The sequence below is a fragment of the Bradyrhizobium sp. ORS 375 genome, from assembly GCF_000239775.1.
Lineage (GTDB): Bacteria > Pseudomonadota > Alphaproteobacteria > Rhizobiales > Xanthobacteraceae > Bradyrhizobium.
Map to the genome: position 1 here is coordinate 1 of NZ_CAFI01000201.1, position 19,278 is coordinate 19,278.

General features: G+C 65.1%; 13 protein-coding genes and 1 tRNA gene. 10 read left to right on the forward strand and 4 right to left on the reverse strand.

The window, feature by feature from the left end; translation table 11 throughout:
* The first annotated feature begins 381 nt into the window (after window positions 1–381).
* The gene (locus BRAO375_RS17210; protein WP_009028736.1) at window positions 382–855 is read left to right on the forward strand and encodes a hypothetical protein; all 474 of its coding nucleotides are present in this window, start codon (window positions 382–384) and stop codon (window positions 853–855) included.
* A gap of 105 nt (window positions 856–960) precedes the next feature.
* Window positions 961–1,173 carry a hypothetical protein gene (locus BRAO375_RS17215; RefSeq protein ID WP_009028737.1) on the forward strand — a complete coding sequence of 71 codons (213 nt, stop codon included), beginning with the start codon at window positions 961–963 and terminating at the stop codon, window positions 1,171–1,173.
* Window positions 1,174–1,220: 47 nt separating this feature from the next.
* Here the strand turns inward: BRAO375_RS17215 and BRAO375_RS38050 are convergent, their stop codons facing one another.
* The 3 genes from BRAO375_RS38050 to BRAO375_RS17225 form a co-directional block, all read right to left on the reverse strand.
* Window positions 1,221–1,382, reverse strand: coding sequence for a hypothetical protein (locus BRAO375_RS38050; protein ID WP_009028738.1), 162 nt, complete (start codon window positions 1,380–1,382; stop codon window positions 1,221–1,223).
* Window positions 1,383–1,812: 430 nt separating this feature from the next.
* Window positions 1,813–2,667: a hypothetical protein gene (locus BRAO375_RS17220; protein ID WP_009028740.1), complete on the reverse strand. Its 855-nt coding sequence runs from the start codon at window positions 2,665–2,667 to the stop codon at window positions 1,813–1,815.
* A 278-nt stretch (window positions 2,668–2,945) separates the two neighbouring features.
* Window positions 2,946–3,683 (reverse strand): FkbM family methyltransferase, encoded by a 738-nt coding sequence (locus BRAO375_RS17225; protein ID WP_009028741.1) that lies wholly within the window; start codon window positions 3,681–3,683, stop codon window positions 2,946–2,948.
* A 763-nt stretch (window positions 3,684–4,446) separates the two neighbouring features.
* Here BRAO375_RS17225 and BRAO375_RS17230 point away from each other — a divergent pair.
* Both BRAO375_RS17230 and BRAO375_RS17235 read left to right on the forward strand, forming a co-directional pair.
* Window positions 4,447–5,802, forward strand: coding sequence for a lipase family protein (locus tag BRAO375_RS17230; RefSeq protein ID WP_139031404.1), 1,356 nt, complete (start codon window positions 4,447–4,449; stop codon window positions 5,800–5,802).
* A gap of 503 nt (window positions 5,803–6,305) precedes the next feature.
* A complete protein-coding gene (locus BRAO375_RS17235) occupies window positions 6,306–7,097 on the forward strand; it encodes a hypothetical protein (RefSeq protein WP_009028744.1) in 792 nt (263 codons plus the stop codon).
* A gap of 327 nt (window positions 7,098–7,424) precedes the next feature.
* Here the strand turns inward: BRAO375_RS17235 and BRAO375_RS17240 are convergent.
* A tRNA-Arg gene (locus BRAO375_RS17240) sits at window positions 7,425–7,501 on the reverse strand.
* Between the two features lie 483 nt (window positions 7,502–7,984).
* Between BRAO375_RS17240 and BRAO375_RS17245 the strand changes: the two genes are divergently transcribed.
* The 6 genes from BRAO375_RS17245 (at window position 7,985) to BRAO375_RS17270 (ending at window position 19,196) form a co-directional block, all read left to right on the forward strand.
* Window positions 7,985–13,216, forward strand: a complete 5,232-nt coding sequence (locus BRAO375_RS17245; RefSeq protein WP_009028746.1) for an alpha-2-macroglobulin family protein — start codon at window positions 7,985–7,987, stop codon at window positions 13,214–13,216.
* Between the two features lie 104 nt (window positions 13,217–13,320).
* A complete protein-coding gene (gene pbpC, locus BRAO375_RS17250) occupies window positions 13,321–15,441 on the forward strand; it encodes a penicillin-binding protein 1C (RefSeq protein ID WP_035640761.1) in 2,121 nt (706 codons plus the stop codon).
* Between the two features lie 51 nt (window positions 15,442–15,492).
* Window positions 15,493–17,235 (forward strand): ArnT family glycosyltransferase, encoded by a 1,743-nt coding sequence (locus BRAO375_RS17255; RefSeq protein ID WP_009028748.1) that lies wholly within the window; start codon window positions 15,493–15,495, stop codon window positions 17,233–17,235.
* A complete protein-coding gene (locus tag BRAO375_RS17260) occupies window positions 17,236–18,027 on the forward strand; it encodes a phosphatase PAP2 family protein (protein WP_009028749.1) in 792 nt (263 codons plus the stop codon).
* Between the two features lie 93 nt (window positions 18,028–18,120).
* A complete protein-coding gene (locus BRAO375_RS17265; protein WP_009028750.1) occupies window positions 18,121–18,858 on the forward strand; it encodes a glycosyltransferase family 2 protein in 738 nt (245 codons plus the stop codon).
* A complete protein-coding gene (locus BRAO375_RS17270; protein ID WP_035640765.1) occupies window positions 18,858–19,196 on the forward strand; it encodes a lipid-A-disaccharide synthase N-terminal domain-containing protein in 339 nt (112 codons plus the stop codon). Before BRAO375_RS17265 ends, BRAO375_RS17270 begins: the two co-directional genes overlap by 1 nt.
* Window positions 19,197–19,278 lie beyond the last annotated feature (82 nt).

Consider the following 19,278-nt stretch of genomic DNA (forward strand, 5'->3'; position numbering starts at 1 on the left):
CTGCTGCGAGGCGGGACGGGGACAATGAATATGATTTCGGTAAAAGAGAAAAGCGCAATATTTTTCGCCTGATGACTGGACAGGCCAAATCACGTTGGAGGCGTTCGCGAAATCGCCCTGGGCGAGCAGGCGGGATTGGCGCGCGGCCGCGGCGTGACGGCTGATATCACGCCGGTGATTTGCCCGACGGGCATCGCCCTTGCCGCAGAGCGCGGAATCCCGACATGCGTGCTGTCGTGCTGAGACGTGTCGGCCAGCCGCGCCGCCCTGAACCTTCGACCGTGTCGCGCGTTTGGTGCGGCGGTGGTGAGCCATGCCTTCGCAGGGCCGCGAAGGCGGGTTAGCCTGATTGCCTTCCCCAAGCCGTTCGGAACGACAGACATGAATTTGACCATCAAGGCCCTGGCCGTGCTCGCCTCCATCACCTGCGGCAGCGCTGCCGCGCGCGCCGAGCCTGCGCGCTGGACCACCTACAGGATCCCGGAGACCGGCACGTCGGTCGACATCCCGGTCTCGGTGTTCAGCGAGACGGCCGGCCGTCCCGACGGCTATGGCCAGCGCTTCCAGACCGGCGACGGGCGCGCCAATCTGACGGTGCAGTCGGCGCCCAACGAGGCGGGCGACACGCCGGCGCGGTTCCTCGCCAAGAAGAATCCGCCGCCGAACATCCAGTACAAGCGCGTCACCTCGCGGTTCTTCGCGGTGTCGAGCTACAAGGGCGACTATGTCTGGTACAACCGCTGCAACTTCGCCGGCGGCTACGTGCACTGTGTGCTGATCAACTATCCCCGCGCCTGGGAGCGCGACTGGGACGGCCTGGTCACCCGGATCAGCCTGTCGTTGAACCGCAGCTGATCCGGCCGCCGGCCAGCCGTTTGATCCAGCTCAATGAGATCCGCGAGTCCCGCTGCATAAGCTCCGGCTCCCTCCAGCCGCCGCTTGCAAACGGACCTGCCCTTCATGGCTGCCGCGTCGTTCACCGTCCGCGCCGAGAGCGTCAGTGCGATCGCCACCATCAGGTGCCGCAGCGCGCAGGACGCGCTGCTCACCGCCAACACCTATCTGCGCCTTGGCGCGGACTGCGTCAGCATCGAGACGCCGAGCGGTCAGAACATCAGCCCGGATCGGCTGGATGCGCTGCTCAGCGATTCCGGCGGACATCTCGGCTTGTGACGGCGGACGCGGCGCGAGGCAGACCCGGTCAGCGTGCGAGCTGCAGCTCAGCTCGATGAGGTTTCGATGCCGTCCTCGTGCAGCCCCTGGGGCCACGCGGCATCCGTAATGTAAGGGCCGTACAGCACATCCTGTCGCCGCTGATAAATGGCGGTCAGGGCAACGGCGGCGATGAATAAAACGGTCGTCAAAAAAGCCAGCTCAAACATCTCAAGAAGCTCCATCACGCATCGACGTGGCGGATGAAGGCGTGGGCGTCAAATGGAAGCCGGCGTTAAGCTGAAGAGGAAAGCTTAACGGGGCGAGGGGCCCCAGGTCGCCACGGGCGCGGCGAGGTCGGAGCCCGGCGGCGGGATCACTCGGCGGCGGCCGGACGCTCTGCCTCGAGCTCGGGAAACATCGCCCGGCAGCTCAGGCAATAGGATTCGAAGATGAAGCTCAGCAGCGCGGACATTGGCAACCCCCAGAGGTCAATGTGATGGGCTGAGGATGCCGGTGGTCTGTTTCAGGACGTTTTCGTCGGGCGAGGGAAATGGTTTCGCCCGGCTGCCTGACGGTTTCGACGGAAGCGGCGGCGCGATCGGATGGGGCTCCTGATCGGGATTGGATCCGAAGTGGACCGCCGTCCTGCCGTGCAGATCACGGCGGTGGGGACCGGTTGAAGTCCATCCGGCGAAGCTCGCCGCCGGCCGCGACGGCATAGGCGTCCACCACCAGGGATTTCCTCGCACTGCGATAGGCCGGGCGATCGACCAGGAGGCAGGCCGCGTGGGTCGGTTGATCGACCCCCTCGGCCGCGAGCTGTTGCAAGGTTGCTTCCGTGATGGCCCGGCAGATCCGGCGGCTGAACGGCCTCATCCAGGGATCGCCATCGGCGACCGCCGTGCCGATCAACATCCGGCCGGCCTCCTTGCCGTGCCAGCCGGCGATGCAGGCGGTCCCGCCGCGCAGCCGCAGCGCCGTGCCGACCCATCCGAGACCGAGGTCTTTGGGCCGCGCCACGCAATGGTCGAACGTCCAGTCCTTGTCGGCGAAGTCGAGCCAGACGGCAGGGGACTTCTTGAGCCGGCGCCTGAGGCCGGCCGCGATGCTGGACTTGCTGCTGGCCATGACTTGGCGGGTGGACACGTCGAACGGGAACCTCGATCGGATGTCGTCGTCGCTTCCGAGCAGGAAAAGGCCATCGACCCCGTCGATCTGGCGGAGCTCCGCATTGGTCTCGACCAGCGCGCCGTTCAGCCGGACCTCGGCGATCCCGGTGTCGAACGGCAGGATGGTGCTGACGGTGGGACCGTATTTGTTGGTCATCGCAGCTTCGTAGCCGCGAAGCTCGGCCAGATCGACGCCGTGCGACACGCCCATCGTAAACCGAACGACCTGGTGTGCGCTTGCGGCGCGCCAGTCGAGCGCCAGTTCGGCGTAGGCCAGCAGCGCCAGCAGCGCCGCCGCTGCGGCGATTCCTGCGAGCTTTCGCAGCGGCAGCCTGTGCAACATGTTCTCTTCGTTCGATGACGGCCAAGGATGACGGCCGAGCCCGAGGTCTTGGCCCGCAGACCCCGGACGAGGTTCATTCGGCCGAAAGATGTAAAGGGGAGCGCTTAAGAGAGTCTCAGGCGGTTCGCTCGGATTGAAGCAGATGATGAGAGTGCAGCCGATCATGCCGCTGCCATCGCGATCCTGACCCCATCAGAGGTCGCGCGGCTCCGTCCGAACCGGGCGGACGGAGCCCGATCTTCGCTCAGGTCACACGCTGCACGCGCGCCAGCCACACGTCAGGAGGCCCGCGGCTCCGCGCTCCGGAACACGAAGTTGTTGCAATAATCCTTTCGCTTCCAGAACCATTCGCCCTCGGCGCGCTGGTGGATCTCTGGATTGAAGGCCGACAGCGGCAGCAGCCGGCTCCGGGACAGGAACTCGCCGCGATAGCCGAGACCGCGCAGCAGCGCGAACGTCTGCGTCATCCGCTCCAAGGTCGCCAGGCGGCGGTCGCATTCGACCACGATCAGCGGCCGGCAACGCCGCAGCGTCCGCTCGGCGCCGCGCAGCACGTCGAGCTCGGCGCCCTCGACATCGATCTTCAGCGCCGCCACATGCCCGGTCGCCGGCAGATAATCATCCAACGCGACGGTCTGCACCGCGATCGCCTTCGACCGCTCGGCCGGCTGCAGCAGCGATGCCCCGGGCTGATGGCCGTCAGGCACGAACAGCGTCTTCCGGCTGGTGCAGGAATAGGCGGCCCTTGGCTCGATCACGACGTTGTCGAGCGCGAACTGGCTGCACAACCGCGCCAGTCCGTCGGCCAGATCCGGCTGCGGCTCGAACGCGATCACCCGCCCCGGCGCCGACCACCGCGCCAGCCAATACAGAAAGCTGCCCTTGTTGGCGCCGACATCGCAGACGATGTCGCCGGGGCGAATGTGGCGGCGCAGCGCCGCCAGCTCGGTGCGGTGGTCGCGGAGCCGCGAGCGGAGGAAGCGGACCAGAGACCGAGATGCTTCGTGCTTCGTCAAACTTGCCCCCCCCGAAGCTCGCGGCGCCATGTAGGTCCACGACGGCGTGAGCTATCCGCACGTCCATCCCATCGTTCGTGGACACATTCAGACATGGCTGCGGGGCGCGGCGGCACCATGGCCTAACGAAGGCAAGTGTGGCGCACTACGGCACGGCACCCGGGCTCATGCGGAGGACGCCCCTCGGCTGCCGCGCCGATCGCCGTGCCGATGTGGCTGTCGTAGGATGGGCAAAGTGGCCGTCGCTCTGGCAGACGTGTGCCCACAGTTGACCAGCGTGCTGTGCGACGAGCGATTTAGTTCACCGTCACCGTATTCCGTGCGTGAAGTGTTCCGTGCTTTTGTGCCGAAATTGCTTTGAACTACTGGATTGAGACGCATGGTTGTCTCCCATGGAGCCGAACAATGCGGTTTTCATGCAACTAAGAGCGATCGTTGTGACTTGCCTTGATCATGATCAAAGAAGCGGTCTGAGATGAGTGTTTAAACTTCACTGCGTACCCAATTAGTTTCCCGTATGTTCCTGAATCGGAACAGAAGCTCGATCTCGGCCAGTTCGCCTCATCTAACAGAAATGGCCCCCACGCGAGGCGAATTTACCTTTGGGGCCGGACCAAGCCAGTGCCTGCTGTGCGACCAGAACGGCTCCGCGAGGCTATGGGACGGACCAAACAAGGCCGCTCATGGCTTTGGGGCCCCTTACCTACCGCTTCCTATGGAGGCGCCTGACCACCCGTCGTTTTGATCGTTGTCAATGCTACTGGTGGGTGATTTCATCGTCTCGCTTAATGACGGCGACCCGATGCTTGTTGTTATTACATTTGTTCACGGAACTTGGGGACGAGGCGTGCTGCGTCCGTCTGGTGATGCGCCATGGACGACGGACGGATCATCGCTTTGCAGGTTGTTTCGCGATCGCTTTGAACTAAACGTCAAATTTCGCCGATTTCGATGGTCCGGCCGAAACAGCCATACAGCCCGCATGGGCGCGTCTGAGAAGCTTCGCGAGTTTCTTTGGCAAGGCTTAAACGATCACCCCGGTGCTGTGCACATTGTCGTGGCGCATAGCCATGGAGGCAACGTCACGCTGATGTCGTTGGGCGATTGTTCTAGCCTGCGCGAAAGGATCAACGGCGTGGTATGTCTGGCTACGCCATTTATCTTGGCTCAGGATCGCAACATCGGCACCGATGGCTGGACCATTCTCAAAAAGGGCACTGTCGGTGGCCTGCTATTTTTTGCCGTTTCCTTCGTTCTATTCTGCCTTGAGTTTAGTCTTCTTAGTCGGATAGAAAATTTAGCAGATACCAGGCTCTATTTGTGGTTTATGGTGTATACGGCAGTCGTTAGTTTGTTGGTAAGCGCGAGTCTGCTGTTAAAAGGACGCCTGAGTAATCATGCGTCGAAGCTGCGTCGCGAACTTTCCCCTCGTCCCCTTGAGCGATCTCGGTTGCTTATCATTCGTTCGCCCGCGGACGAAGCATCTGGGGCGCTTGCCGCGTTTCAGATCCTTGGCCAAGCAACTGTGCGCCTGTTTTTTTTCGGCAAGAGCATTTATGCGAGCATCGAGGACTTGACGAAGCAGCCGGGAAAACTTCTGCGCATAGGCCTTAGAAGCCTTTTAGCATGCGTCGCCTTTGCCTCTCTATCATCTCTTATCATCAGCTTCAGCGAGTCGTCTTGGCTAATAATTCCTCCAGCGGTTGCGGCTGCGATCTTCTTTGTCGTCGGTTTTGCGGCAAGCATTGTTGCGGCATACGTTGGACTGGCTAGGCTGTGGCCGAAAATGTTTTCGTGGCTACCGATTTTGATTCTCAGCTACTGCGCGTCAGTTCTAGCTATGTTGACTTGGCTAATTATCCCGGTGCTGTCTTTGCTGCTGATGCCCTTTGGATGGCAAGTCGCTCTTGCGAATATCCTTCTTAATGTGACCGCGGAGGCTGTGCCACCCGGCTCCTGGGAAATTCATTTGATCGAACCACCAACGAGCGAAGAGGTAGGAGGGCCAGTGCCCCCTTTGATGCATCAAGTCTACCAAAACCCCCACGTTCAAGCAAAAGTTTGTCAGTGGATAGAAGTTAGGGCTCAAGAGGACCAATTACGCCCATGCGGATGCTGAATTCGGCTTAGCTGCCGTTCTGAATCAAGGGCAAGCAGCCATGCGAACACATTACGAAGCGAACTGAATGTGAAGGGTGCGCTAGCGGAAACGGACATCGGGCCAAGCATCGATCAGCTTCACATACACTCAGCGCCAGCCGTGCGCGACCGCCAAGGTCGAGGCCGGCTGCGCCTTCGTTCGAACAGCATCGGCGCATTCATCTGTTTGATAAGATCCTGTGGTCATAGGCAGTGTAACTATTACGATGACAGCGCACTAAACTCAACGGCGGACGAACTTCCAATTTCGATCTAGTGTACTGTCACTGTAGTTCTATCCGATTGATGCGGAGCATGGCGATCGCCGCTGGACGCTTCGAGCGGCGCGCGAGCCGAAGTGTCCGGCCAGCCAGGCTCGAGCCAAGGGCCAGCTCTAGCGCGTGGTGCGAAGGTAAGGGTGTGGACACGCGCCAAGCGCGCGATCTAAACTCAGTCTAATCAACTTCCGCAGAAGAACGCATCATGAAGCAGAGCCCACGCATGCTAGGGATGACGCTCGATACTTGGAACGACATTCGTGTAGCGACGGTCTTTATAGCCTTCGTGATCGGCGGAGCAGCTTTTGTCGCCAATTACATTCAACTTCAGCTACAGCGCGCTGAATCCAAAACTGCCTCCGACGCGCTCGAAAAATATAAGAGCGAGGCCGCTCGAGATATCGCATTGGCGAACCAAAAGGCGGAACAGTTGCGCGCCGACAACCTTGTGCTTGAACAGTCAATTCGGCCGCGGCGATGGTATGGACCGTTTGCCGCTTCAGTCCGCGGCGGCGCGACAGCTACAGAGCTTTTTGCCATTGGGGACATCAACAGCCGGCTATCAACCTACGCAAAAACGCCGGTTCTTATCCAATTCGTCCCGGATCTCGAGGCGAGGAAGCTGGCGCTCCAAATTGCTAGAGGGCTAGCTGCTGTCGGATGGGAGCCGCAAATGATGAGCCCTGCGCGTTCAGGAATTATCGACGAAAGCATTCCTGACGGGGTGGAGGTATGGACCAATCCACAAATGGACAGTTCCTGGCACGCTGCACAAGCTCTTGAGGAATCGCTTGAAGCGGAGGGAATACAGGGCGACGACGCAGCAACAAAGCTTCATCACGACGACCCTACCTCAAGGCTCTATCCCGATGGAGACATCCGCAAATCTATTCCCGTTGGGACCGTTGTGCTATTGGTCGGCGAAAAGCCAGGGTTCTACGCTCTGATGCAAAAACTCGGAGACGGATATCGTGCGGCTCACCCTGAGGAAAAGTGAGGAGCGGGCTTACTCCTGCCGAGTAGGCGACGCACCGTGCCTAGTCGAATTGGCTTGACGCGCGCCCCTACAGATCTCGGTGGTTGACGTCCGCCGAGTCGGCGTTCGCGAGCGGCGGCCATACGGGTTGCGAACGGCTGCAGCCGTTCGGCACGCGCTCAAAGGCGCAACCGTGCCAGAACTCATGGCGTGGTTTGGCTGGAAGACGATCGGCTAAGCGTAGCGCTACATCGAGGAAGCCAATCGCATTCAGCTAGCCCACTTCAAGCCCGGTTTGCCAAAAAAGGAAGGTAAGACCTTGAAATACAAAGAGGTGAAGTCGTGACGTGGCGATCCCAGCAGGACTCGAACCTGCAACCCGCGGAGTAGAAATCCGCTACTCTATCCAGTTGAGCTATGGGACCGTCGTCGCGGCGTGAACGGCCGGTTCGTGAACGGACCTGACAGGCGGTTCACGGGATCGGCGCCGGCGGGCGGGGCCGGCCGACGCGGAATCTATAGCACGGGTCATATGAAAAATCTTTGGTTTCGCCAAGAGCGGCCGAACCGGATCCACGGGCGGCGCGACCAAGCGGAGGCGGAGGAGGGCTTTCGAGCCGATTTCCGCGTCGGCGGCGCCGGATGAACGGGGGCCGCGGGCTTTGCTTGTATGCCATGCGCTGTGAATTGCCGTTGATGACCCCATTTTTTCGGCCGCGCTCCGCCGCGGATGGCCGCCCCGGCCGTGGACGGCTATGCTGGCCGCCACAACCGATGCCATCAGTCCGTCACCATTTCGCGTCCATTCTGGCCACGAATCGGCCAAACACGGACGGCGTCCCCGCGGGGCGATCCGCCGTCAAGATCCGTTCGAAAACCGTCTCGAGAACCGTCCAAGGAGCTGTCCCATGATCGGTCTGGTTCGCGCCGCCGCCGTCTGCGCCGTCATGGCGTTCGGCTTCGTCTCCGCCGGGTCGGCGGCGCTTGCTGCCGACAAGGCGTTCAAGCGCGACGACTTGGGCGACGCCGCGATCAAGCTGGAGGCGCAGATCAAGAGCGAGGCGGGGGCGGTGAACAAGCCGCTCGCGACCTTGCGAACCGATGCCGACGCGGCGCTGCGGCGCAACGATCTGCGGACCGGCCTGCAGATCCTCGGGCAGATCGCGACCGCGGCGCCGGACGATTCCGGCAACTGGCTGCGGCTGGCGCGCACCGTGCTGAACCAGATTAAGCCGATCAACACCTCCGAGCAGACCTTCCTGCTGGAGCGCGCCTCGACGGCGGCCTATATCGCCTATCAGCGCGCCGGCAATGCCGGCGAGGAGGCGGATGCGCTCGCCGTGCTCGGCAAGACCATGGCCGAGCGCAAGCTGTGGCGGCCGGCGCTGGATACGCTGCGGATGTCGCTGGAGCTGCGCGAGGTCGCCGATGTCCGCGGGCAGTATGAGCGGATGCGCGACGAGCACGGCTTCAAGCTGCTCGACTACACCGTGGATTCGGACTCGGCGAGCCCGCGCGCCTGCTTCCAGTTCTCCGAGGACCTCGCCAAGCGAACCGACTTTTCGCCGTTCGTGGCCCAGGCCGGCAATGACAAGCCGGCGCTGACCTCGGAGGACAAGCAGCTCTGCGTCGAGGGCCTCAAGCATGGCGAGCGCTACAACATCAATCTGCGCGCCGGCCTGCCCTCGGGCGTCAAGGAGAGCCTGCCGAAATCGGCCGAGTTCAACATCTATGTCCGCGACCGCAAGCCGTTCGTGCGCTTCACCGGCAAGGCCTATGTGCTGCCGCGCACCGGGCAGAAGGGCATTCCGCTGGTCAGCGTCAACACGCCGGCGGTCAACATCAACGTGTTCCGGATCGGCGACCGCAATTTGATCAACACCGTCATCGACAGCGACTTCCAGCGGCCATTGTCGAGCTATCAGCTCACCGACCTCGGCAACGAGCGCGGCATGAAGGTGTGGAGCGGCGAGCTGTCGACCGCGATGACCCTGAACCAGGACGTCACCACCGCGTTTCCGGTCGACCAGGCGCTCAGCGACATGCAGCCGGGCGTCTATGTGATGACGGCGGCGCCGAAGGGCTCGGCCAGCGGCAATGACGAGGACAGCGGCGGCCAGCTCGCGACGCAATGGTTCATCGTCTCCGATCTCGGTCTTGCCGCGTTCTCCGGCAATGACGGCATCCACGTGTTCGTCAACTCGCTGGCGTCGACCGATCCGGTGGCGCGCGCCGAGGTGCGGCTGGTGGCGCGCAACAACGAGATCCTGGCGACGCGCAAGACCGACGAGGCCGGCCACGTGCTGTTCGAGTCGGGGTTGGCGAAGGGCGAGGGCGGGCTGTCGCCGGCGATGCTGACGGTGACGGGCGAGAAGGCGGACTACGCCTTCCTGAGCCTGAAGACGTCGGCATTCGACCTGTCGGATCGCGGCGTTGCCGGGCGCGAGGCGCCGGCCGGGCCGGACGCGTTCGTCTATTCCGAGCGCGGCGTCTACCGCTCCAGCGAGACGGTCTATCTCACCGCGCTGCTGCGCGACGCCAGGGGCAATGCCATGACCGGCACGCCGCTGACGCTTGTGGTCGAGCGTCCGGACGGCGTCGAGTTCCGGCGTGCCGTGCTGCCGGATCAGGGCACCGGCGGGCGCTCGCTCAGCGTGGCGCTGAACTCGGCGGTGCCGACCGGGACCTACCGCGTCCGCGCCTTCACCGATCCGAAGGGAGCGGCGGTCGGCGAGACCACCTTCATGGTCGAGGATTACGTGCCCGAGCGGCTGGAATTCGATTTGTCCTCCAATGACAAGCAGATCAAGGCTGATGTTCCGGTGGAGGTGAAGGTCGACGGCCATTTCCTCTATGGCGCGCCGGCCTCCGGCCTGCAGCTCGAGGGCGACCTGCTGGTGACCACGGCGTCCGAGCGGCCGGGTTTTCCGGGCTATCAGTTCGGCGTCGCCGACGAGGAGAGCGCCTCCAACGAGCGCACGCCGATCGAGGGGCTGCCCGAGACCGACGACAAGGGCGCGGCGACCTTCCCGGTCAGCCTGCCGAAGCCGCCGTCGTCGAGCCGGCCGCAGGAGGCGCAGATCTATGTGCGCATGGCCGAGACCGGCGGCCGCGCGGTCGAGCGCAAGCTGACCCTGCCGGTGGCGCCGAAGGCGGCGCAGATCGGCATCAGGCCGTCGTTCTCCGGCAAGAGCGTCGGCGAGGGCGACAAGGCCGAGTTCGACGTCGTGTTCGTCTCGCCGGAGGGCAAGACGCTGGCGCGCAATGGCTTGCGCTATGAGCTCCTGAAGATCGAGTCGCGCTATCAGTGGTACCGGCAGAACTCCTATTGGGAGTACGAGCCGGTCAAGTCGACGAAGCGCGTCGGCGACGGCGACGTCGCGATCGCGGCGAACAAGCCGGCGCGGCTGAGCTTCCAGCCGGAGCCCGGGCGCTACCGCCTCGACGTCAAGTCGGCGGACGCCGACGGGCCGGTGACGTCGCTGCAGTTCGATGTCGGCTGGTACACCGAGGGCAGCGCCGATACGCCGGACCTGCTGGAGACCTCGCTCGACAAGCCGCAATATCAGTCGGGCGATACGATGGTCGTCACGGTGAATGCGCGCACCGCGGGCAAGCTGACGGTCAACGTGCTCGGCGATCGGCTGCTGACGACGCAGACGACCGAGGTGAAGGAGGGCACCAACCAGGTCAAGCTTGCGGTGGGCAAGGACTGGGGCACGGGCGCCTACGTCGTGACGACGCTCCGCCGTCCGCTCGATGCGGCCGCGCAGCGCATGCCGGGCCGCGCACTCGGCGTCGCCTGGTTCGGCATCGACAAATCGGCGCGCACGTTGAATGTGGCGCTGACGCCGCCGGCGCTGGTGCGGCCGGGCTCGGCGCTGAAGATCCCGGTCAAGATCGGCGGGCTCAATCCCGGCGAGGACGCCAAGATCGTGATCGCGGCGGTCGATGTCGGCATCCTCAACCTCACCAACTACAAGCCGCCGGCGCCGGATGACTATTACCTCGGCCAGCGCCAGCTCTCGGCCGAGATCCGCGATCTGTACGGCCAGCTGATCGACGGCATGCAGGGCACGCGCGGCCAGATCCGCTCGGGCGGTGACAGTGGCGGCGCCGAGCTGCAGGGCTCGCCGCCGACGCAGAAGCCGCTGGCGCTGTATTCGGGAATCGTCACCGTCGGGCCGGATGGTTCGGCCGAAGTGAGCTTCGACATTCCGGAGTTCGCCGGCACCGCGCGCGTGATGGCGGTGGCGTGGAGCGCGACCAAGGTCGGCCGTGCCAATGTCGACGTCACCGTGCGTGATCCAGTCGTGCTCACGGCGACGCTGCCGCGCTTCCTGCTGAGTGGCGACCGCGGCACGCTGTCGTTCGATGTCGACAACGTCGAGGGCGCGCCCGGCGACTATGTCGTGGCCGTCAAGGCGAGCGGACCGGTCAAGGTGTCCGGCAATGCCAATGTGACGCTCAAGCTCGCGGCCAAGCAGCGGGCCTCGTCGACCTTGCCGCTGGAGGCCAGCGGCACCGGCAAGGCGCAGCTCGATGTCGACATCAAGGGGCCGAATGGACTTTCGCTGGCGCGGCACTATCAGCTCGACGTCAAGCCGGCGACGCAGGTGCTGGCGCGTCGCTCGATCCGCACGCTGGCGAAGGGCGAGAGCCTGACGCTGACGTCGGACATGTTCTCGGATCTCGTGGCGGGGACCGGCACGGTGTCGCTGTCGGCGGGGCTGTCGACCGCGCTCGATGCGGCGACGATCCTCAAGGCGCTCGACCGCTATCCGCATGGCTGCTCGGAGCAGATCACCAGCCGCGCGATGCCGCTGCTCTATGTCAACGAGCTCGCAGCCGGCGCCCATCTGGCGATGGACACCGAGGTCGACCAGCGCATCCGTGACTCCATCGATCGCTTGCTGGCGCGGCAGGGCTCGAACGGCTCGTTCGGGCTGTGGTCGGCCGGCGGCGACGATCCGTGGCTCGATGCCTACGTGACGGACTTCCTGACCCGCGCCCGCGAAAAGGGCTTTGCGGTGCCGGACGTGCTGTTCAAGAGCGCGCTCGACCGCGTCAGGAACTCGGTGGTCAATGCCGAGGAGCCGGAGAAGACAGGCGGCCGCGATCTCGCTTACGGCCTCTACGTGCTGGCGCGCAATGGCGCGGCGCCGATCGGCGACCTGCGCTATCTCGCCGACACCAAGCTCGGCAATCTGGCCACCCCGATCGCCAAGGCGCAGCTCGCCGCAGCGCTCGCGCTGGTCGGTGATCGCGCTCGTGCCGAGCGGGTCTACGGCGCCGCGGCCGACAGCCTCGCGCCCAAACCGGTGCTGGTGTTCGGCCGCACCGACTACGGCTCCGACCTGCGCGATGCCGCGGCGCTGGTGTCGCTGGCCGGCGAGGGCAACGCGCCGCGCGCGACCTTGACGCAGGCGGTGGCCCGCGTCGAGGCGGCGCGTGGGCTGACGCCGTACACCTCGACGCAGGAGAATGCGTGGATGGTGCTGGCGGCGCGGGCGCTCGCCAAGGAGACGCTGGTGCTCGATGTCAACGGCCAGGCGGTGAAGCAGGCGCTGTACCGCAGCTACAAGGCCGCGGAGCTCACGGGCCAGCCGCTGAAGATCACCAACACCGGCGAGGCGCCGGTGCAGGCGGTGGTCTCGGTGTCCGGCTCGCCGCTGACGCCGGAGCCGGCGGCGTCGAACGGCTTCAAGATCGAGCGCAGCTACTACACGCTCGACGGCAAGCCAGCGGATATCAAGATCGCGAAGCAGAATGACCGCTTCGCGGTGGTGCTGAAGGTCACCGAGGCCAAGCCGGAATATGGGCACATCATGGTGTCGGACTATCTGCCGGCGGGGCTCGAGATCGACAATCCGCATCTGGTGTCGTCGGGCGACAGCGGCACGCTGGATTGGATCGAGGACGGCCAGGAGCCGGTGAATACCGAGTTCCGCGACGACCGCTTCACCGCCGCGCTCGACCGCGCCGCTGACTCCAAGGCGGTGTTCACGGTCGCCTATGTCGTCCGTGCGGTGTCGCCGGGCAAATACGTGCTGCCGCAGGCCTATGTCGAGGACATGTACAATCCCTCGCGCTATGGTCGGACCGGCACCGGCTCCGTGGAGGTCCGCGCGGCGAAATGAGCGAGGGTGGAGAACGCGATACGGAGTTGGGCGGGCGGAACGCTCCGCAAACTCCGTCATGCCCGGGCTTGACCCGGGCATCCATCGCCCGCGGAAACGAAGGCGTGGATGGCCGGGTCAAGCCCGGCCATGACGCGGGGAGGGGGCGGAGCACCAAACGGCTGTTAGCGATTGCGCTCGCATTCATCGCTGTCTTCGCCCTCGCTTTGACCGCCTACACCATATCTCTCGGCCTTCTGCCGCTGCAGGAAGCCAAAGCCGTCTCCACCACCATTGTCGATCGCCACGGCAAGCTGCTGCGCGCCTACGCGATGGCGGATGGGCGCTGGCGGCTGCCGGTCAGCGCCAAGAAGGATGTCGATCCGACCTATCTGAAGCTGCTGTTCGCCTATGAGGACCAGCGCTTCTACGAGCATCACGGCGTCGACCCGCGCGCGCTGGCGCGGGCCGCGATCCAGCTCGGCTCGCATGGCCACATCGTCTCCGGGGGCTCGACCATCACGATGCAGCTGGCGCGGCTGCTGGAGCCGCGGCGGCAGCGCTCGCTGCATGCCAAGCTGCGCCAGATCGTGCGCGCGCTCGAGCTCGAGCAGAAGCTGAGCAAGGACGAGATCCTCGACCTCTATCTGACGCTCGCGCCTTACGGCGGCAATCTCGAAGGCATCCGCGCCGCCTCGATCGCCTATTTCGGCAAGGAGCCGAAGCGGCTGTCGCTGGCTGAGGCTGCGCTGCTGGTGGCGCTGCCGCAGTCGCCGGAGACGCGCAGGCTCGACCGCCACCCGGAGGCCGCGCGTCGCGGCCGCGACCGCGTGCTCGACCGCATGGTCTCGGAGAACGTGATCTCGGCCGAGGAGGCCGCGCAGGCGAAGGCGCAAGCCGTGCCGGCGTTCCGCAAGCCGATGCCGATCCTGGCGCCGCATGCCGCCGACCAGGCCGCGGCGGTGGTGAAGGACCAGCCGATCATCCGCCTGACATTGGATGCCTCTCTGCAGAAGGTGCTGGAGCCGCTGGCGCGCGATCGCGCCGTGGCGCTCGGGCCGAATGTCTCGGTCGGCATCATCGTTGTCGACAATGACAGCGGCGACGTGCTCGCCCATGTCGGCTCGGCGGACTATTTCGACGAGAAGCGGGCAGGGCAGGTCGACATGACCCGCGCGGTGCGCTCCCCGGGCTCGACGCTGAAGCCATTCATCTACGGCCTCGCCTTCGAGGACGGTTTCGTGCATCCGGAGAGCCTGATCGAGGATCGCCCGGTGCGCTTCGGCTCGTACGCGCCGGAGAATTTCGACATGACGTTCCAGGGCACGGTGCCGGTGCGCAAGGCGCTGCAACTGTCCCTGAACGTGCCAGCCATCGTGCTGCTCGACCGCGTCGGCGCCAGCCGGCTGTCGTCGCGACTGAAACAGGCCGGCGGCAATCTCGTGCTGCCGAAGGACGAGGCGCCGGGCCTCGCCATGGGCCTCGGCGGCGTCGGCGTGACCCTGCAAGACCTCGCGCAGCTCTATGCGGGTTTCCCGCGCCTCGGCACCACCAGGCCGCTGCGTGAGATCATGGCCGCCGACGACAAGGACGACGCCCGCGAGCCGATGCGGCTGATGGATGCGGCGGCCGCCTGGCAGGTCGGCAACGTGCTGCTCGGCACGCCGCCGCCGGAAAACGCCGCGCGCAACCGCATCGCCTTCAAGACCGGCACCAGCTATGGCTATCGCGACGCCTGGTCGGTCGGCTTCGACGGCCGCGTGACGATCGGCGTCTGGGTCGGCCGTCCCGATGGTGCGCCGGTGCCCGGCCTGATCGGGCGCGTGGCTGCGGCACCGATTCTGTTCGACGCCTTCGCGCGCAGCGGCAAGCTGCCCGCGGCCTTGCCCAAGCCGCCCAAGGGGGCACTGGTCGCCAGCAATTCAAAGTTGCCACTGCCGCTGCGCCGGTTCCGTCCGATCGGCGAACTCGTCCGCACGGGCGCGGAGCAGGCGCCGCACATCCAGTTCCCGCTGAACGGCTCGCGCATCGATGTCGACCGCGCAGCCGGACCGGACGCATCGGTGATGCCGGTGAAGGTCTCCGGGGGCGTGCTGCCGCTGACGATGCTGGTCAACGGCCTGCCGGTCGGCGAGATCGACAGCCGGCGCCAGCGGCTGATCGATCCGCCCGGGCCGGGCTTCGCCCGCCTCACCGTGATCGACGCCACGGGCGCTGCGGACACAGTTGTGGTCAGAATCCAGTGACCGTTCGCTAAGCGGTTGTCGGCATGGCGGTTTCAGCGTATTCGGAACCCCATGGTCGAGACCTATGCCCGCCCCCGTTTTGGAGAGCCGCGCGAGCCGAAGAACCTGGTGAATCCGGGCAATCGGCTGGTGCGGATGATCGATGCCGTCACCGTGAGCCATGTCAGGGCGGTTGCGTTCCTGCTCGTCTGCGGCCTCTTGCTGTTCCTGCCCGGCTTCTTCACGATTCCGCCGGTCGATCGCGACGAGGCGCGCTTCGCCCAGGCGACCAAGCAGATGGTCGAGAGCGGCGATTACGTCGACATCCGGTTCCAGGACGACGTGCGCTACAAGAAGCCTGTCGGCATCTACTGGTTGCAATCGGCCGCTGTTGAGACCGCCTCCGCGATTGGGCTGCCGCGCGCGCAATTGCGCATCTGGGTCTATCGAATCCCCTCGCTGATCGGGGCCATCGGCGCGGTGCTGCTGACCTACTGGACTGCGCTCGCCTTCGTCACGCGCCGCGGCGCGGTGTTTGCCGCGCTTCTGATGTGCTGCTCGGTCCTGCTCGGCGTCGAGGCGCGGCTCGCCAAGACCGATGCGATGCTGCTGTTCACGGTGGTCGCCGCGATGGGCGCGCTGGCGCGTGTCTATCTGTCCTGGCAGCGCGGCGAGGATCCCGAGCATCCGCCGTGGGGCCCGCCGGCGATCTTCTGGACGGCGCTCGCCGCCGGCATTCTGATCAAGGGCCCGCTCATCCTGATGTTCGCCGGCCTCACCATCATCGCGCTCGCGATCATGGATCGCGGCGCCGGATGGCTGTGGCGCCTGCGGCCTCTCTGGGGCCTGATGTGGATGCTGGTGCTGGTGCTGCCCTGGTTCGTGCTGATCTTCCTGCGCGCCGGCGACACCTTTTTCGCCGACTCCGTCGGCGGCGACATGCTGAGCAAGATCGGTGCGCAGGAGTCGCATGGCGCGCCTCCCGGGCTTTATCTGTTGCTGCTGTTCGTCACCTTCTGGCCCGGCGCGCCGCTCGCCGCGATGGCCGCGCCGGCGGTGTGGCGCGCGCGGCGCGAGCCCGGGGCGCAGTTCCTGCTCGCCTGGCTGCTGCCGTCCTGGATCGTGTTCGAGGCGGTGCTGACCAAGCTGCCGCATTACGTGCTGCCGCTGTATCCTGCGATTGCGATCCTCACGGTCGGCGCGCTGGAGCGGCGGGTGCTGTCGCGCTCGTGGCTGCGTCGCGGCGCGGCCTGGTGGTTCGCGATTCCCGCCATCACCTCCGTCGTTGCCGTCATCGGCGCCATCATCGTGACGCACCAGCCGGTGTTCCTGGCCTGGCCATTCGTCGCGGCCTCGCTGATCTTCGGCCTGTTTGCCTGGTGGCTCTATGACAACGGCCGGGCCGAGCGCTCGCTGCTGAATGCCGCCGTCGCGGCGATGTTCCTCGCTTTCGTGGTTTACGGCGCGGTGCTGCCGGCGCTGACGCCGCTGTTCCCGAGCGCCGAAATTGCGCGCGCCCTGCGCAACGTCGTCTGCGTCGGACCAAAGGCAGCCGCGGCCGGCTTCCACGAGCCCAGCCTCGTTTTCATGACGGGAACGTCGACGCAACTGACGGACGGCTCGGGCGCCGCCGACTTCCTCAGCCAGGGCACCTGCCGTTTCGCCCTGGTCGAGCAGCGTACCGAGCGCGCCTTTGTGCAGCGGGCCGAGGCGATCGGGCTGCGCTACAACGTGGCCCGGCGCATCGACGGCTACAACATCTCGCAAGGTCGTCCGGTCTCGATTGCGATCTATCGTTCGGAGGGGACCGAATAGATGCTGGCCCCCGACAGCCCACCATCGTCGTCAGGCTATTTTTCCCAGCTCGCACTGGTTGGGAAGTTTTCGCTCGGCCGGCTGGTGCGGCGGCCGCAGACAGCGCCCGATGCCGCGAGCCGGCAGCGACTGTGGCGCGAGCTTCTCCTGGTCGGCGGCATCGGCCTTGGCACGATCCTGGTGCTGATGGTGACCTTCGATGCCTATGAGATCGGCTTGATGCCCGCGCGGGGCGCGCCAAGCCTGTGGCCGGTGCGGATCATCACCGAGTTCGGCCAGGATGACTACGTGCTGAGTCTGCTGGCGGCCGGCGTCGTCGTGACCATCCTGATCGCGCCATTGTGGCCCGAGGCCACACGCAGCCGCCTGCTCAACTTCGCGACCCAGGTGCAGTACGTCTTCTTTGCCGTGCTGACATCGCTGCTGGCCGCCCAGGCGCTGAAATACATCATCGGCCGCGGCCGGCCCTTCGTCGGCGGACAGGCGAATGCCTTCAACTTCGATCCGTTCAACGGCACGCCGGCGTACTTCAGCATGCCATCGGCGCATGCGGTGACCGCCTTCGCATTGGGCTTTGCGATTGCCGCGGTGTGGCCGCGGCTTCGCATTCCGATGTTCGTCTACGCCGTCATCATCGCGCTCAGCCGCCTGGTGCTGCTGGCCCATCATCCGAGCGATGTGGTCGCGGGCGCGGTGGTCGGCCTCGCCGGCGCCATGCTGGTCCGCTACTGGTTCGCCGCGCGGCGGCTCGGTTTCCGCCTGTCGAAGGACGGTCGGATCGTACCGCGCTAGGGGGTTGCGGGCGAGGCCCAAGCCCCATAAGAAGCCCCCGCCGGAACGCCCGGGGCAGGAACCGGTCCGATCACGCCTTCACGAGTATCACTCTTGTCGACCGAAACCCCCGTTGCCGTCTCCATCGTCGTTCCCGTGCGCAACGAGGCCGGCAACATCACGCCCCTGATCACCGAGATCGCGTCCGCGCTCGATGGCCTGTGGTCGTATGAGATCATCTACGTCAACGACGGCTCGACCGACGAGACGCCACAGCGTCTCGCCGAGGAAATGGCACGCCGTCCGAATCTGCGCGTGCTGCGCCATGAAAAATCGACGGGCCAATCCGCCGCCGTCCGCAGCGGCATTCGTGCCGCGCGCGGCGCCATCGTAGCGACGCTCGACGGCGACGGGCAGAACAATCCCGCGTTCCTGCCAGACCTGATTGCCGCGCTCGAGAAGGGGGGCGCCGGTGTCGGCCTCGTTGCCGGCCAGCGCGTGGGCCGCAAGGACACCGGCTTCAAGAAGCTGCAGTCGCGCGTCGCGAACAAGATCCGCAACGCCGTTCTGCATGACGGCACGCGCGACACCGGCTGCGGGCTCAAGGCTGTTCGCCGCGACGTGTTCCTGATGATGCCGTATTTCGATGGTCTGCACCGCTTCCTGCCCGCGCTGGTGCGCCGTGAAGGCTACGACATCGCCTATGTCGACGTGATCGATCGTCCGCGGCATTCCGGAGTCTCGAACTACGGCTTCTTCGACCGGCTCTGGATCGGAATCATGGATCTCGCCGGCGTGTGGTGGCTGATCCGCCGCAAGAAGCCGACGCCGGTCGCGATCGAGGTGAAGTGATGCTGATTCAATTCGGGCAGGCGTTCAGCAACTATCTGTACGACATCTTCATCGCCAAGTTTGATTTCTGGCTGGTGTTCGGCCTTGCCGCGCAGCTCGCCTTCGCGGCGCGGTTTCTCGTGCAGTGGATCGCCAGCGAGCGCGCCGGCAAGAGCGTCGTGCCGCTCGCATTCTGGTTCTTCTCGATCGGCGGCGGGCTGATGACGCTGATCTACGGCCTCGTCAAGCGTGAGCCGGTCATCATCTTCGGCCAGCTGCTGTCGAACATCATCTACGTCCGCAACGTCATGCTGATCTTCAAGAACCGCCAGAAGGAATCGCAGACGCTGAGCAATTGAGCGCGGCGGCTCTCAGCCTCACGGCGGTTTGAGCGCGGCGGGCAGGCGGACTACGAGCTCGCTCCACCCACCGTCATTCCGG